Annotated in this window: 14 protein-coding genes and 2 pseudogenes; 8 read left to right on the plus strand and 8 right to left on the minus strand. The window is 60.0% G+C overall.

Annotated features, from left to right (window positions below):
• Positions 1–2 precede the first annotated feature (2 nt).
• The gene (locus OKW45_RS27670; RefSeq protein ID WP_429472278.1) at positions 3–1301 is read right to left on the minus strand and encodes an ATP citrate lyase citrate-binding domain-containing protein; all 1299 of its coding nucleotides are present in this window, start codon (positions 1299–1301) and stop codon (positions 3–5) included.
• Between the two features lie 1198 nt (positions 1302–2499).
• Here OKW45_RS27670 and OKW45_RS27675 point away from each other — a divergent pair.
• Positions 2500–2712 (plus strand): annotated as a pseudogene (locus OKW45_RS27675) (transposase); the annotation flags it as partial.
• A 225-nt stretch (positions 2713–2937) separates the two neighbouring features.
• On the opposite strand, the gene OKW45_RS27680 reads toward OKW45_RS27675, so the two are convergent.
• Positions 2938–3903, minus strand: a complete 966-nt coding sequence (locus tag OKW45_RS27680; RefSeq protein WP_018419938.1) for a Tim44 domain-containing protein — start codon at positions 3901–3903, stop codon at positions 2938–2940.
• A gap of 82 nt (positions 3904–3985) precedes the next feature.
• Positions 3986–4477 (minus strand): CBS domain-containing protein, encoded by a 492-nt coding sequence (locus tag OKW45_RS27685; RefSeq protein WP_429346513.1) that lies wholly within the window; start codon positions 4475–4477, stop codon positions 3986–3988.
• 147 nt (positions 4478–4624) lie between these two features.
• On the opposite strand from OKW45_RS27685, the gene nhaR reads away from it, so the two are divergent.
• Entirely contained in the window at positions 4625–5521 is an 897-nt protein-coding gene (gene nhaR / locus OKW45_RS27690; RefSeq protein ID WP_429293062.1) for a transcriptional activator NhaR, read from the plus strand.
• 680 nt (positions 5522–6201) lie between these two features.
• Here nhaR and OKW45_RS27695 read toward each other — a convergent pair.
• From OKW45_RS27695 to OKW45_RS27705, 3 genes and pseudogenes are all read right to left on the minus strand, one after another.
• Positions 6202–6540, minus strand: a pseudogene (locus OKW45_RS27695) (transposase); the annotation flags it as partial.
• A 17-nt stretch (positions 6541–6557) separates the two neighbouring features.
• Positions 6558–6875: a TFIIB-type zinc ribbon-containing protein gene (locus OKW45_RS27700; protein ID WP_018419933.1), complete on the minus strand. Its 318-nt coding sequence runs from the start codon at positions 6873–6875 to the stop codon at positions 6558–6560.
• Positions 6876–6963: 88 nt separating this feature from the next.
• Entirely contained in the window at positions 6964–7794 is an 831-nt protein-coding gene (locus OKW45_RS27705) for a TerC family protein (protein ID WP_429472281.1), read from the minus strand.
• A gap of 143 nt (positions 7795–7937) precedes the next feature.
• On the opposite strand from OKW45_RS27705, the gene OKW45_RS27710 reads away from it, so the two are divergent.
• From OKW45_RS27710 to OKW45_RS27735, 6 genes are all read left to right on the plus strand, one after another.
• Positions 7938–8822 carry a LysR family transcriptional regulator gene (locus OKW45_RS27710; RefSeq protein WP_429472283.1) on the plus strand — a complete coding sequence of 295 codons (885 nt, stop codon included), beginning with the start codon at positions 7938–7940 and terminating at the stop codon, positions 8820–8822.
• A gap of 122 nt (positions 8823–8944) precedes the next feature.
• Positions 8945–9286 carry a hypothetical protein gene (locus OKW45_RS27715; RefSeq protein WP_018419930.1) on the plus strand — a complete coding sequence of 114 codons (342 nt, stop codon included), beginning with the start codon at positions 8945–8947 and terminating at the stop codon, positions 9284–9286.
• Positions 9287–9440: 154 nt separating this feature from the next.
• Positions 9441–10310 carry a protease HtpX gene (gene htpX, locus OKW45_RS27720; protein ID WP_018419929.1) on the plus strand — a complete coding sequence of 290 codons (870 nt, stop codon included), beginning with the start codon at positions 9441–9443 and terminating at the stop codon, positions 10308–10310.
• Positions 10311–10443: 133 nt separating this feature from the next.
• Entirely contained in the window at positions 10444–11520 is a 1077-nt protein-coding gene (locus OKW45_RS27725; protein WP_429472285.1) for an AI-2E family transporter, read from the plus strand.
• 120 nt (positions 11521–11640) lie between these two features.
• A complete protein-coding gene (locus OKW45_RS27730; RefSeq protein WP_429473375.1) occupies positions 11641–11724 on the plus strand; it encodes a DUF1232 domain-containing protein in 84 nt (27 codons plus the stop codon).
• A 738-nt stretch (positions 11725–12462) separates the two neighbouring features.
• Positions 12463–12864 carry a VOC family protein gene (locus tag OKW45_RS27735; protein ID WP_429472287.1) on the plus strand — a complete coding sequence of 134 codons (402 nt, stop codon included), beginning with the start codon at positions 12463–12465 and terminating at the stop codon, positions 12862–12864.
• A 2-nt stretch (positions 12865–12866) separates the two neighbouring features.
• Here the strand turns inward: OKW45_RS27735 and OKW45_RS27740 are convergent, their stop codons facing one another.
• Both OKW45_RS27740 and msrC read right to left on the minus strand, forming a co-directional pair.
• Positions 12867–13280: a mechanosensitive ion channel domain-containing protein gene (locus OKW45_RS27740; RefSeq protein ID WP_429472289.1), complete on the minus strand. Its 414-nt coding sequence runs from the start codon at positions 13278–13280 to the stop codon at positions 12867–12869.
• Positions 13281–13368: 88 nt separating this feature from the next.
• Positions 13369–13869, minus strand: coding sequence for a free L-methionine (R)-S-oxide reductase MsrC (msrC, locus tag OKW45_RS27745; protein ID WP_018419924.1), 501 nt, complete (start codon positions 13867–13869; stop codon positions 13369–13371).
• Positions 13870–13907: the final 38 nt, after the last annotated feature.

The raw sequence follows: 13907 nt of genomic DNA on the forward strand, positions 1-13907 counted from the left end.
CCTCAGGCATGAGCCGTTCCGGTTTGCCTCGGTGACGCGCCAATCCTTGCTGCGATCTCGGTGCGGCCGCCGGCGCGCATCCAGGCGTCCGCCTGGCGTGCGTACTGGATCACTTCGCTGATGTCAGAGTCGAAGCCGAACAGCCGGTAGGGCAGGCCCAGCGAGTCGCATGTGTCCCTCAGCGCCGACATGCCGCGCACGAGGTTCGGGCCTCCCCGGCCCAGCACGACATAAAGCGGTGTCGGCCCATACTCGCTGAAGTGCTCGCGCAGGGCGTCGGCCATGGCGCGCAGCGTCTCGTAGATGTCCGTGTTATTGGACTTGCCGCCAATGATGAAGAGCACGTTCGCCTGTTCGAGCCAGTGCCTGAAACAGATGCGCGCCACTTCCTTCATCTTCGCGTAAGGCGGATTGCCGCCGAAATCCGACGAGATGATCGCGGCGTCGCCCAGCATTTCGGTGACGAGCGAGTTGGCGCCGCCGCCGAAGGTCGGGGCGAGGATCGTCCCCTTCTCGTTGATCACATACACATCGCTCTGGCCCTGATGGGTGCGAAGCTGGTTGATCTCCTGCTCAAAATCCGAGTAATCGGCGGCGAACAGATGAGGCGGCAGGCCAAGCCGCGCCCAGCGCGGATCGTCGCGATCGAAGCCGCACTTGAAGTCGCACGCAACCGGCGTGAGGCGACCGTGCCTGTCCTCGCGCATGCGGATCGGGTTCAACTCGAGCGTCGTCATGCCGAAGTCGTGAAAGAGTTCCCAGAGTTTCGGCAACTGCTGCACGAGCGGCGAGATGATCTCCTTCGGCGCGCCGATCTCGCTCAGTGCATTCGCTACGACGAACGCCTTCAGCCCGGTCAGCGCATCGAACGGCACCATCGCCACCTGTTTCGGGTCGACTTCCTCGATGTCCATGCCGCCCATGTGGGAGAGCGTCATGGTCGGTGCGCGAAAGCGGGTGGAATCCGTGATCGAGAAGTAGACTTCGTGCGTGGCCGGCACACCGGCTTCGAAGGTGACGCCATTCGCCTTCGCCTTGATGTGGCCGACGGTATGCCCGGCGAAGTAGAGCCGCTCCTTTTCCGCGAGCGCGGTCTTCAGGTCGGTCGCGCGGCCAAGCAAACCCGCCTTGCCTTTCTTGCCGACTCCGCCCTTGAAGACGGGCTTGATGAAGATCTGGCGATGACGGTCGATCAGCGCCTTGACTTCCTCTTCGCTGGCGCCCGGGCCGAGGATTTCGCTGGCCGGAAATCCGACGAATTGCAGCAGGCGCGCGCCGTGCAACATACCGGTGATTTGCATGAAGTTGTCTCCTGAAGGGCATAGCGATATAGAAAGAAACGGGTGTTCGGATTGGTCGTTTGACGAAAGCGCCAGGCGTGACAAGCGGCCGTGACGCCGATGGCGTTCGGAATGCGTTGCTGATGTGTGTTGAATTGTCCGGTGCTCGAACCGGCTGGGGCTCGAGACCGCCCGGCCCAAGGGGCGATCGTTAGCCGCTCCAGGTGCGCCTTGCGTTGTACATAGCCTTGTCTCCGATGCGTTTTACTTTCGTTCCAATCTTGCTGAAATCTTGAGTACAGATACTCACGCAAATGGAGTTACGCGATAAGTGCATTTTTTCGAAACATTGATGTTTGGACGTTATCAATGCAGCTGGATGAAACGTGGCATCACCGGCCACGTTCCTCCGCTGCCTGTCGGGGCAGACGGGTCAGCGGTCCAATTTGTGATGTGACTTTCGTTGATGGTCCGTCATGCGCGAATGAAGCGCCTCCCACTGCCCTCGCGTGAAACTTCTGATGGCCGGCATGACTCGCTCCGACACACGACCTTCATTGCATCTTGCGCAGGTGTTCACGTGCCGTCAACACCAGTTGCGTGCAGTTGTCGGCGCGGATGGAATAGATCGGAATACAGAGGAATTTGGCGGAACAGGAAATATTTTTTGGTGTTGATACCAGTTCCCTTCAATGCACATGGACTTTCACACGCTCACTGCTCACGCACACGAGCGTCAACAGAACTGGTCAGCATGTGCTCGTCGATTCACCTTGAGGGAGAACCGGAACACGTTCGATGTTGCTAGCCAGCAAACGCGATACTCACCTACCCTGCGTCGCCATCGCTACGGTGCTTCCATTCACGGCCATTCGACTTGCACAGGCATTCACGACCGCGCAACGGCGCCTCCAACATCAGTGGAATCTGCTCTATACCCAGTGATGTGTCGGGTGTCGCCACGTCTGATGCACTCGGAGATCAACCGGCCATGCACACGCAACTTACTTCGCTGCATCACTGCATTGAACGCACGACACACTGCGACTACATTGAAGCGAATTTCTGTTGCACATGGCTTGTACATCCTATGCACGGAGGTCACACATGGCGCAGAAAACAACATGAAAATTGAGGTATGGCAGGATAGGCTTGCGCCGGTTTTGGGCGCCATGGGCACCCACTCCGACACGCCGCACCCGCTCGCAGCATCAGTGGCTTCTGCGATCCGCACAATCCGCGGCAACGCGGGTCGAACGAAAATACCAATGGACTCCTGAGACAGTATCTCCCTAAAGGAATCGATCTCTCAGTGTATTCGCAGGCAGAACTCAATGCCGTCGCAAGGCGACTCAACGAACGTGCGAGGAAAACTCTAAACTTCGATACACCGGCTGAGCGATCTCATCAATCTGTTGCATCGACCGGTTGAATCCGCCGAGTGAACCGGCCATCGCAATGACGGCTTTGTGTGTTGCGCGAACGGCAACTATTGGCCGACTATCGCCTGATGCGCCCAGCGTTTGCCACTCCGCAAGTGGCGCTCGACTTTCTCACGCGCGGTCGTTGGCGAAAGGTTGGTCTCAGGGAGTTCCGCGGCGCGCGCCCGCCCTCACGAGTAACCGGCAGCAGGCCGCTGCCGGTTTCAACTACGCTCTCATCCGTCAATTTGCTGAATGCCGGCCAGTCGCCACGCCTGGTTGCCACGTGCGTCGCTGACCATGTTCCAGACTTCCTGGAACGGCTGGGCAGTCGGCGCATCGTCTTCCCGCATTTGACCGTAAAAGCGAACGCTAACCAGCGTTTCATCCGCATTGCGTTCTGTGCCAAGCAGTTCCGCGTCAAGTTGCGTGACTTCCGTATGACTCACCTGGCGACCCCGAGCTTCGAGATCCCGCTTGATTTGCGCGAACATCTCCGGCGTCGTCAATTCGAACAGGTCACCCTGCTCGTTCCGGTCCCATGCGCCTTGAAGGCGCATGAACAAGGTCTTTGCCGATACAAGAAACGCCGCCTGATCTTGCTCGAGTGGTAGTCCCGTTGTCCTCTCCGTGTCCGCTGCTCCCGTCGAACCCATCGCCGCGTTCGGCCAGCCCCGCAAGTTCGCTTCAGGCCGCGCTTGCGGGATCTGATTCAGAAACCGTGAGCCGTTCGTTTGCTGGCGGTTCACGGGACCGTGTCCATAGGCAAGATCCGGACGACGCCGGTTGGCGATAAAGCGGAATAGCATCACGCCGGCGAAAATCACCGCCCCGATCAGCAACGCATTCGACAGCATCTGCGCCAGTTCTTCGCCCAGGCCAAACGACGACAGCAATGCTGCAATCCCAAGGCCCGCAGCGAGACCAGCCAGCGGGCCCATCCAGCGGTTACCCGCTGGCGCAGCAGGCGCCTGCGCGGCCTGTTGTGCCGGCTGTGCCTGTTGGCTTCGCTGCGCTTGTCCAGACGGCGACGCCGTCTGCGACTGCCGCCCGATGCTTTGACTCCCGCCTACGCGCTTCGCCTCGGCGTCGTTCGACGCCACGGCGCCCAGCGCCAGCAGTCCCGCCAGACCGAGCGCGGCCGTCCCGCGCGTGACTGCACCGGCAGCACCTCGTAATTTGTTGATGATTTGCGTGTACATAAAAACCTCTTTCGATGAGTCGGGAAACTGCCCGCAACGCGCTCCATTTGCGCGCGCAAATACATTGCGAACAGTAATATTTTTAGCTACGCAAGCTCGCCGCCGGTTGTGCCTTCGATCCATCAAAAGCGGCGTGAAAACCGTTGCCGTGGATGTAGTGCACCAGTTGCCGGATGGTGTGTTCCTGCTCGGAAATCAGGTTCTTGATCAGATCGCCGATCGACACCATTCCTGTCACCTGCCCTGCGCTGATCACAGGCAGATGGCGAATCCGATGTTCTGTCATGATCGCCATGCACTCGTCCGTCGTCTGCTTCGGGCTGACATAACGCACCGCCGTCGACATGATGTCGCGCACAGGCGTATTCGTTGACGAGCGTTCCATTAGAACGATCTTCCGGGCGTAATCCCGCTCCGTCACGATGCCGGCTATGCGCCCGTCGTGCACGGCGATGAGCGCTCCAACCTCCCTGTGAGCCATGATCGATATCGCGTTGCAAACCGAAGCGGATGCCTCGATCGACCACACTGTCCGGGAAGCTTTCGCACGCAGCAATTCTGCAACCGATGCCATATGTCACCTCTGTCAGCTGTCATGAAACGCCGCCGACACCTCGGGGCGAGGTTTCAAATCTAACTGAACCCATACCGACATAAAATTCGTATTTTTATTGTCGATACCTCGAGAAAATCGTATCTTTCCGTAATCGACGGAGGGTACGTGAATTTCAAGCATCTCTATTACTTTTGGGTCGCGGCTCGCGCGGGCGGCATCGTGCGCGCGGGCGAACAGTTGCACATCACGCCGCAAACGCTCAGTGGCCAGATCAAGCTTCTCGAAGAGGCGCTGGATAAGAAGCTGTTCAGGAAAACCGGCCGCACGCTCGAACTGACCGATGCGGGGCGCCTCGCGCTCGACTACGCCGACGAGATATTTTCGTTAGGTTCGGAACTCGAAAGCGCTGTGCGGCGCGAAAGCGAATCCGGTGCGCAAACGCGGTTTCGCGTCGGGATCGCGGATTCGGTCCCCAAGGCGATTGCGTACCGGCTGCTGGAACCCGCGCTGAGCGCGTCGGCGTCGCTGCGCATGATCTGTCACGAAGGCAAACTGCACGCGCTGCTCGCGCAACTGGCCGTGCACCGCCTCGATCTGATCATCGCGGACGCCCCCATTCCCGTCGACGTCAACATCAAGGCGTTCAATCACCGCCTCGGACGTTCGACGCTAAGCTGCTTCGGAACCCAGGCGCTGATTCAAAGCAGCAAAAAACGCTTCCCGATGTCGCTCGACAAGCTGCCGGTGCTACTGCCCGGCACGGAATCCGCCGTGCGGCGCAAGCTGGATCACTGGCTCGCCTCGCACGCCATTTCGCCGCGCATCGTCGGCGAGTTCGACGACGGAGCGATGACCATGGCATTCGGCCGCGAAGGCCGCGGCCTGCTGTTCGCGCCAACCGTGCTCGAAAGCCAGTTGCAGACAGAGCACAACCTGACGATAGTCGGGCAGATCAATTCGATCGTCGAGGAATTTTTTGCAATCTCTATCGAGCGCCACATCAGCCACCCGGCTGTCGCGATGATCATGGACGCGGCGCGTAGCGAACTGTTCAACGTTTAGGCGGGGCCGTTTCTGTGTAGGATGACCTCGCGATGCCGGCAACACCCTGGTTTGAGCACGGTTGCGGCCCCTTACGTAGCAGGAACGCGGCGATCACCTCGAAGGTCTCGATGCGAACGCACGCGTGTTCAATTCGATGATGACAATAGCTACTATCGCTATTCCATTAGAGCGATGAACAGATTGCGAATGTCCGCGAGAAGCACGCATGCGTTTTATATCGAGTCGACGTCCATACGCGATCTATCCAAAGTTTGCGGCCGACGGCTCGCCTGATCAAACGGCCGGGCAGATGAAGGCTATGGCCGTTTCCGATGCGAAGGGTACGCCTCTCGCGATTGATACCCTGCATCTTGCAATGCTTCGTTACGTTGTCAGAGTCGCTCTTTATTCAGGCTCCTAGACGCGCCCGGTGACACGGGCGGTTCCCTCATGTTGAAGCGGGAACAGCTCCTGCAAGCAACTTCGTGTCGCAGTCACCACCTTCTATCCGCTGGCGGCTAGCCAGCCTCATCTGTTGCGCGTTGCGCCGGAATTTCTTTTCGGGAGCACGCCCCATCTCAAGAATCGGTTACGTGAGTAACCGGGCACCCCACGCGCATGTTCACTTCAAACCGCCCATACATCGTGTCCCGCGCTTTCCATGGTGATGTAGTCGGAACGCCTTTGCGGATCACTGACTTCAGTTGCGCCCCCTCGGCTATCACCCCGTCCTTCAGATAGCGCCACAACGCAATTGCGAGACGCCGCGCCACCGCGACGATGGCGATACGTCGGGCGCGGCGATTCAGTGGGACGCCCTGCGTTCGCTGGAAGAACCACCGTGTCAGGACACTGTCGGGCTGGTACCGCAGCCAGGACCAGGCCATCTCGATGAGCAGGGCACGCACCCGTCGATTGCCCTGCTTGCTGATGCCCTGATCTGTGCGGCTCCCGCTACTGTCGTATGGCCGTGGTACGAGGCCCAAGCACGCACCGACTTCACACCGGTTGTGGAATGCCCGCCAAAACAGTTCGAGCGCAGGATGCATGCAGGTCAGTCAAAGTCGAACATATCGAACAGTGACTTCTTCTTGCGGCGCGGATCGTAGTGCTTGCGCTGATCGCCGTGGTAAGAATCGTTGCGCCGTCCCCCCTGCTGGTCATGGTGGCCGTCGCGGTCGCCGTAGCGCGCGTCGCGCTCGACCTGATTGCTTCTGTTGTCCGGTTCGGGCGTGTCCTGCATCTGGGTCAGCAGCTTGTCCAGCTCGCCGCGATCGAGCCATACGCCACGGCATGTCGGGCAATAGTCGATCTCGATGTTCTGACGCTCGGTCATCAGCAGATCGGGGGTCTTGCAAACGGGGCACTTCATTGCGTTGCTCCTTTCGTAACGTTCAACCTTTGTGCTGCCGGTCGGGGCGGCGTTCAACCGCCCCGATACTTCTGTCAGTCCGCTTCGTTCAGTTCGAGAAAGCCGAACCGCTGGTCTGCGTCTTTTCAGACCTTGCTTCGGAGCCGGCTTCACGCTCCGCTTCCAAAACTGCCGCCTTGTGCTCGCGCTTGTCCTTTCTGCGCCGCGCCATCATGTTCATGCCTTCGACGAAGCCTGCGAACGCCATGGCCGTGTAGATGTAGCCCTTCGGCACGTGCGAACCAAAACCTTCGGCAATCAGCGTCATCGCGATCACCAGCAGGAAGCTCAGCGCAAGCGTGACGATGGTCGGATTGCGCTCGATGAACTTCGACAGCGGGCGAGCCGCGAACAACATCGCCGTGACAGCAGCGATCACTGCAATGAACATGATGGGCAGGTGATCCGTCATGCCGACCGCGGTGATGATGCTGTCGACGGAAAACACGAGGTCGAGCAGCAGGATCTGGCCGATGGCAGCCGTCACCGTCAGGCCGCCGACGCCCATCGCAGGATTCGTGTGCGCCTCGGCGTCACGGCTCACGTGATGGTGCATTTCACGCGTGGCCTTCCACACAAGGAACAGACCGCCCGCGAGCAGGATCAGGTCGCGCCACGAAAACGCGTGATCGAACACGGAAAACACAGGCTCGGTGAGACGCGCGATCCACGCGACGGTGCCCAGCAGGCCGAGCCGCATCAGCAGCGCCAGCATGATGCCGATACGCTGCGTGCGCGCGCGTTGCGCTTCGGGGAGCTTGTTGCTCAGAATCGAAATGAAGATCAGGTTGTCGATGCCAAGCACGATCTCCATCACGACGAGCGTCACGAGTGCAGCCCATGCAGCGGGATCGGCGGCCAGGGTCAGTAAGGATTCCATTTGCGAGCGTCGTTCTCCGGTTGAGAAGAAAACGGCTGACTACTGGGTCACAGCCTGTGGAAAGCATGATCGCCTGGCGCCGTATTCGAAAAAACCAGTGATAAGCTGACAGTTGGTTCGGTTTTTTCGAGGTGAGGCCACACATGCTCAACTACCGGCACTTGCACTATTTCTGGGTCGTCGTGAAGGAAGGCGGGTTTGCGCGCGCCGCCGAACGGCTCGACATGGCGGTGCAAACCATCAGCGCGCAGGTGCGCGAACTGGAAAAATCGCTCGGACATCAACTGCTGAAGCCCGCCGGACGCGGCGTCGCGATGACGGAAGCGGGACAGGCGGCGTATGCGCGAGCGGAGGAAATCTTCCAGATCGGGCGCGCGTTGCACGACGAAGTGCGCGAAGCGGCCAGCGGGACCGTCGCGCGCTTCGCGGTCGGCTTGACGGATGGCATTTCGAAGCTGGCCGTCCACGCCATTCTTGCGGACGTGCTGGGCACGCCTTCGCTACGGCTGCTCTGCCACGAAGGCGAAGCGGAAGACCTGCTGGCGGAACTGGCGCATCACCATCTGGATCTCGTGCTGTCCAGCCAGCCCGCGCCGCACAACTCGAATCTGCGTCTATCCAGCGAGCGCCTGATCGCTTCGCCGATCGACTGGTACGGGCCGGCCGCCGCGGTGCGAAAAACGCATGTCGATCATTTTCCGCAATGCCTCGCGTCGCTGCCGGTGTTGCTGCCGACGGGGCACTCGTCGCTGCGTTCGCGCCTCGACCGCTGGTTCGAAGCGGAAGGCATCCGGCCACGCGTCGCGGGCGAGTTCGAGGACAGCGCGTTGATGGCGCTGTTCGCGTCGCGCGGCATGGGCGTGTTTCCGCTCGCGGCGTTCGGCGCCGAGCGCAACGATCCCACGCATCGCGGCTTGCGCTGGCTCGGCCGCTCGCCGGAAGTGAAGGAGGAAATACACGCAATCGTGTCGCGGCGCGGGCGGCATCATCCTTTGACGCAAAAGGTGCTGAGTGCGGCGCATGCGTGACCGCGTTCGCGATCACGAAAAAGAAGGTTCGGTTTTTCCGAAGCTGCATTTCCGTTATTTCTGCTTTTTCCTCGACGCCTCCTCACCGTACTCTTGAGCCGTACCCACGAAGGAGGTGTCTCATGCAAGTCCTGTTCAAGTCCCGCGACCGTGAAGCCGTCCGTCTGCGCAGCTTCGCGCGCCAACGCATCCGGTTCGTGTTTCGCCGCATGGACTGGCTGATTTCGAAGGCGACCGTCAGCATGTCGGACATCAACGGCCCGCGCGGCGGACTCGACAAACGCTGCCAGGTGCAGGTGCAGACGCCCGATGCGACGCCTGTCGTCGTGACGTCGATCGCAAGAGACTGGCGCGGCGCACTCGATCTCGCGCTGGCCCGCGCGGCGCGTTCGATCATCCGCAGGCAGCAGGCGCGCATTGCGACTCGGGGTCCCCGTGATTTTGATGCCGTTTACGGGCGATGAACAAGGTACGCGCGAATCCTATGAAGACAGATAGCAAACGTCTTGTGCTGAAATAGCAACATTACATAAACCTTTCGATTATCCGGTGTCAAAGGAGAGTTGAGGGTTCTATGTCACCGCAGTCATTCAGCCAGTTTCCACAGGAGACTTGTGAATGAAAAGAATTTTGCTGTTCCTCGCCACCAACCTCGCGGTGGTGTTGGTGCTTTCGTTAGTAATGAATGTGTTGGGCGTCGGCCGCTTCCTGACCGGGAGCGGGCTCGACTTCAATGCGCTGTTCGTGTTCTCGCTGGTGATTGGCTTCGCCGGTTCCATCATTTCGCTGCTTATCTCCAAACCGATGGCGAAATGGGCAACCGGGGCGCGTGTCATCGATTCGCCGCGCGATTCGACTGAGCAATGGCTGATCGACACTGTACGGGAGCTCGCGCAGCGTGCTCGCATTCGTATGCCAGAAGTGGCAATTTTTGAAGGCGCGCCGAACGCGTTCGCCACAGGGGCTTTCAAGAATTCAGCCCTGGTGGCCGTCTCCACCGGATTGCTGCAATCGATGAACACGGAGGAAGTGGAGGCTGTCCTTGCCCATGAGATTTCGCACGTGAGCAACGGCGACATGGTCACCTTGACGCTCATTCAGGGCGTGGTGAATACCTTCGTGATTTTCTTGGCCCGTGTGGTCGGGTACTTCGTGGACAAGACCTTGTTTCGTACCGAACGCGGTGTCGGTCCCGGGTTCTACATTACCGTTATTGTTTGCGAGATTATTTTCGGCATTCTCGCTTCGGTGATCGTCGCGTACTTCTCGCGCCGGCGCGAGTTCCGCGCTGATGCGGGCTCTGCGCAACTGCTGGCTTCTCCGCGACCGATGATCAATGCGCTGGCCCGCCTGGGTGGACTTGCACCCGGCGAACTTCCGCAATCCTTCAAGGCATCCGGCATTACCGACAAGCCGGGGTGGCTCGGGCTCTTCTCCACGCACCCACCGATCGACAGGCGTATTGCCGTGCTGCAAAGCAGCGGGTAGTCAGTAAAGCAGGGCTGCGCGCGGCATTCCAACATGCGACGTCGACGTTTAGACAAGGGTGCTCCACGTGCCACGGCGCGCGGAAGCACCGGCGCGCCCGCAAATTCTCAGCGTATCTAAAGGGAACGCGTTCATGGACGAGAGCTATCAGATGTCCCTGGTCAAGCGCATCATCCTTGCATTTCTTCTTGGCGGGCTCGTAGTGCTGAGCTACATAGTGCTGCACCTGTTCCTGGTGCCAGTGGCCTGGGCCACCATCTTTGCCTACGTGACCTGGCCCGCTTATCGCCGCTTGCGCTCGCTTATGCGCGGGAACGCCACCGGCAGCGCGATGCTGATGACGATCATTCTCTCGGTGGCGTTCATTCTGCCGTCAATCTGGCTGATCGTGCTGCTGCGTGACGAACTGACCGCGGCCTACCAGACCGTCGCCAGCTACCTCGCCAATGGGCCGCACAAACTGCCGGAATTGATTGCGCGCGTCCCGTGGCTCGGGCTGTGGCTGCAGGATCTACTGAATCAGGTATCGGCCGATCCGATGGCTTTGCGCGCGCAAATCGCTGAGTGGGGCCGGCAGTGGACCGGGGAGGTCGGCCAGTTAGTCGGCGGCGTGGGTCGCAATGCGACGAAATTGGGCTTTGCCTTGCTGACGCTGTTTTTTATGTACCGGGACGGCGAAAGCGCGTTGGATCAAGTGTGCCGCATACTACGGCGTTTTCTGGGCGATCGCCTGGACGCCTATCTCGCTTCTATCGGCGGAACGACCAAGGCGGTCGTCTACGGGCTCGTGCTGACGGCACTGGCGCAGGGCGCGCTTGCCGGCTTGGGTTACTGGGTTGCCGGGATGCACGCGCCGGTGTTGCTGGCTGCGTTTACGGTGCTGATCGCGTTGATACCCTTTGGCACGCCGTTCGTATGGGGATCGATCGGTGTATGGCTCCTCGTCACAGGAAAAACGATAGCCGGGGTCGGTCTTTTACTCTGGGGCGCACTGGTCGTTAGCTGGGTGGACAACCTGATTCGTCCGCTCGTGATCAGCAGCGCTACCCGGATACCGTTTCTTCTGGTCGTGTTCGGTGTGCTGGGCGGGCTTGCGGCCTTTGGCCTGGTAGGACTGTTTGTAGGTCCCGTCATCCTGGCGGTCCTGATGGCAGCGTGGCGTGGGTGGCTGGAGGAACAGGCAACCGTGGGCACTGGAACACAAGGCTAGCCCAACGCACTGCTGAAGTGATCAACTGCTTGCTGCAATCATTCACGGCTTGGGCAATGCGGCTAAAGCGAGATTTAGTCACGCTTATGTTCGCCAGTCGCGATCCGGCCACGCCGTTGCTTGCGAAATTTCTCGCATTGGCAACGGTGGCACATCAGCCCTGTCGACCTTATTCCCGACTTCATACCCGTCCTCGACATCTGACAGATCTGGTCGTCGTGCCGCTTGGAGTCTGGCTTTGCTTGCGTCTCATCCCGAAGGCTGTCATCGAAGACAATCGCGGAAAGGCCGAAGGCTGGCTAACTGACAACCCGGTAAGCCAAGAAGCATAGTCGGTCTCGCGACAATTTCGGCTATCTGGGCACTCGGCGCCTGGTTGCTGTGGCGTTGGCTTGCTCGCTGAACTGGTCGCACGCCTCGCACGTTGTGCGACAGCTGACGTAGCAATCGGTTGAATGTCCGGTCAAGCCAGTGCAACGGCCGGTCGAATGTCGCCACCACAAGTCAAACGAGTGTCCCTTGATGGCCCGAATTCGGCCGAAGATCGCGAAGATCAAGGCGGCGGGCTTCGAAGTGACGGCCAAGCGCACGATCACCGAGCACATCAGGTAGCACGACAAGTCATCATGCGCGTGCGTGATCGGTGCCGCGGCTTGAGGACCGACGATTATCTGTGCAATTGATTGCAACGCCATCACCCGCTGCGTGCCCACGCCCGAGATTCAAAAAAGTCGCGTGTGCAAGTTGATGAACACTCATGTCGGTTCTGCACTCAATCCTTGTGTATGTTATCGATGATCTGCCGAACGCTATCTGATTGATCACCCTTGAACTGAGCGGCTCGCCGCTTATGGAAGAAGACCGTGGCGATTGAGTGCGGAAATGCCTGTTGGAGCGAGTTGCGCGTATAAACTCAGTGCAACTTCAACAGGGAGACATCCAATGCAGCTTCTTGATCACGTGTCGATCGGCGTTCCCGACATCGAGGCAGCACGACGTTTCTACGACGCCGTCATGACGGCTCTCGGCGCGAGCAAAGTCTTCGACCGCCCCACCGCGTTAGGCTACGGCGAGCGTTGCACGACCGACGACACCTCATCGACCTATCTGGCCGTGTATCTCGATCCAGATGAAATAGGAGAAAACAAACGTCACTGGTGCTTCAAAGCGCCGTCCCGCGAGCACGTCGATGCATTCTTCAAAGCGGGACTCGCGACTGGTGGCAAATCCGACGGCCAGCCCGGCTTGCGACCTCACTATCACCGCGACTACTACGCGGCATTTCTGATCGACCCGGCCGGCAATCGCGTCGAGGCCGTATGTCATGCCCCTACTAATCCCTAACCCTAAGCCGCTACCTCACACCCCGCCAGTTCCAACACGGACTGCGCCCTCTCATGCAAATCGCCGCCAGCCAACGACGCATCCGGCGACCTGACCCACACGGCGATCCTCGACGTCGCGCCGCCATCCGCCGGATAATCCGCAACCGACGCCACCGGTGCAAGCGTCGAGCCGCTCAGCACGCGCGGCTCGTCGGCCACGAGTTTCTGCAGTTGCCCGATCGCCGCATCCACGTCCTTGCGCTGCGCGAGTTCCACCTCGACCTCGATGCGCTGTGTGCCGCCACAGCTGTAGTTGATCACCGGATTGTTCCAGATCTGGCTGTTCGGCACGACCACGATGTTGCCGTCGCCGCATCGAAAGCGGACCCGCACGACGAAGTGGCAAGCGAGAAAAGCGCCAAACACGCGACGCATCGCGGTGATGCGCTAGAGCGTCTCAAAGATTGAGATGCACGGTCTGCACCTCAGTGCTGCGCGCCGCGCTCGGCGCGATTCGGCGACGCTACACGCCGCGTGGCAGCGCTGCCTCGATGAACACCGCGCACAACGCTTCCATGCCCTTCGCGTCCTCCTCGTCGAAGCGCGCGACGACCGGGCTATCGACATCCCACACGCCGATCAGCGTGCCGTCGGGCGCGACGAGCGGCACGACGATCTCCGATTGCGACGCCGAATCGCATGCGATATGGCCGGGAAACTCGTGCACGTCGCGCACGACCTGGGTCTGACGAGTTTGCGCGGCCGTACCGCAGACGCCCTTGCCGAGCGCAATGCGCACGCACGCGGGCTTGCCCTGGAACGGGCCGACCACCAGTTCGCGGCCATCGTGAAAGTAAAAGCCGGCCCAGTTCAGATCGCTCAACGAATGAAAGACGAACGACGAGAAATTCGCGGCATTGGCGATCCAGTCCGTTTCGCCGGCCAGCAGCGCGCGCGCCTGCGCGACCAGTTCTTCATATTGCGCGGCTTTGGGCAGATGCGAGGTAGAGGAAACTTCGAACATGACGGCTTCCGTGATCAGAGCGGGAAGGAAAGCGATAA

This window comes from Paraburkholderia lebeckiae, assembly GCF_050436225.1.
GTDB classification, from domain to species: domain Bacteria; phylum Pseudomonadota; class Gammaproteobacteria; order Burkholderiales; family Burkholderiaceae; genus Paraburkholderia; species Paraburkholderia tuberum.

Bases quoted from the DNA above. Each gene is read 5' to 3' on its own strand.
- OKW45_RS27735 (WP_429472287.1), top strand. From the start codon at position 12,463: ATGCAGCTTCTTGATCACGTGTCGATCGGCGTTCCCGACATCGAGGCA.
- OKW45_RS27740 (WP_429472289.1), bottom strand. From the start codon at position 13,280: ATGCGTCGCGTGTTTGGCGCTTTTCTCGCTTGCCACTTCGTCGTGCGG.
- OKW45_RS27670 (WP_429472278.1), bottom strand. From the start codon at position 1,301: ATGCAAATCACCGGTATGTTGCACGGCGCGCGCCTGCTGCAATTCGTC.
- OKW45_RS27725 (WP_429472285.1), top strand. From the start codon at position 10,444: ATGGACGAGAGCTATCAGATGTCCCTGGTCAAGCGCATCATCCTTGCA.
- htpX (WP_018419929.1), top strand. From the start codon at position 9,441: ATGAAAAGAATTTTGCTGTTCCTCGCCACCAACCTCGCGGTGGTGTTG.
- msrC (WP_018419924.1), bottom strand. From the start codon at position 13,869: ATGTTCGAAGTTTCCTCTACCTCGCATCTGCCCAAAGCCGCGCAATAT.
- OKW45_RS27685 (WP_429346513.1), bottom strand. From the start codon at position 4,477: ATGGCATCGGTTGCAGAATTGCTGCGTGCGAAAGCTTCCCGGACAGTG.
- OKW45_RS27705 (WP_429472281.1), bottom strand. From the start codon at position 7,794: ATGGAATCCTTACTGACCCTGGCCGCCGATCCCGCTGCATGGGCTGCA.
- OKW45_RS27680 (WP_018419938.1), bottom strand. From the start codon at position 3,903: ATGTACACGCAAATCATCAACAAATTACGAGGTGCTGCCGGTGCAGTC.
- OKW45_RS27715 (WP_018419930.1), top strand. From the start codon at position 8,945: ATGCAAGTCCTGTTCAAGTCCCGCGACCGTGAAGCCGTCCGTCTGCGC.
- OKW45_RS27700 (WP_018419933.1), bottom strand. From the start codon at position 6,875: ATGAAGTGCCCCGTTTGCAAGACCCCCGATCTGCTGATGACCGAGCGT.
- OKW45_RS27710 (WP_429472283.1), top strand. From the start codon at position 7,938: ATGCTCAACTACCGGCACTTGCACTATTTCTGGGTCGTCGTGAAGGAA.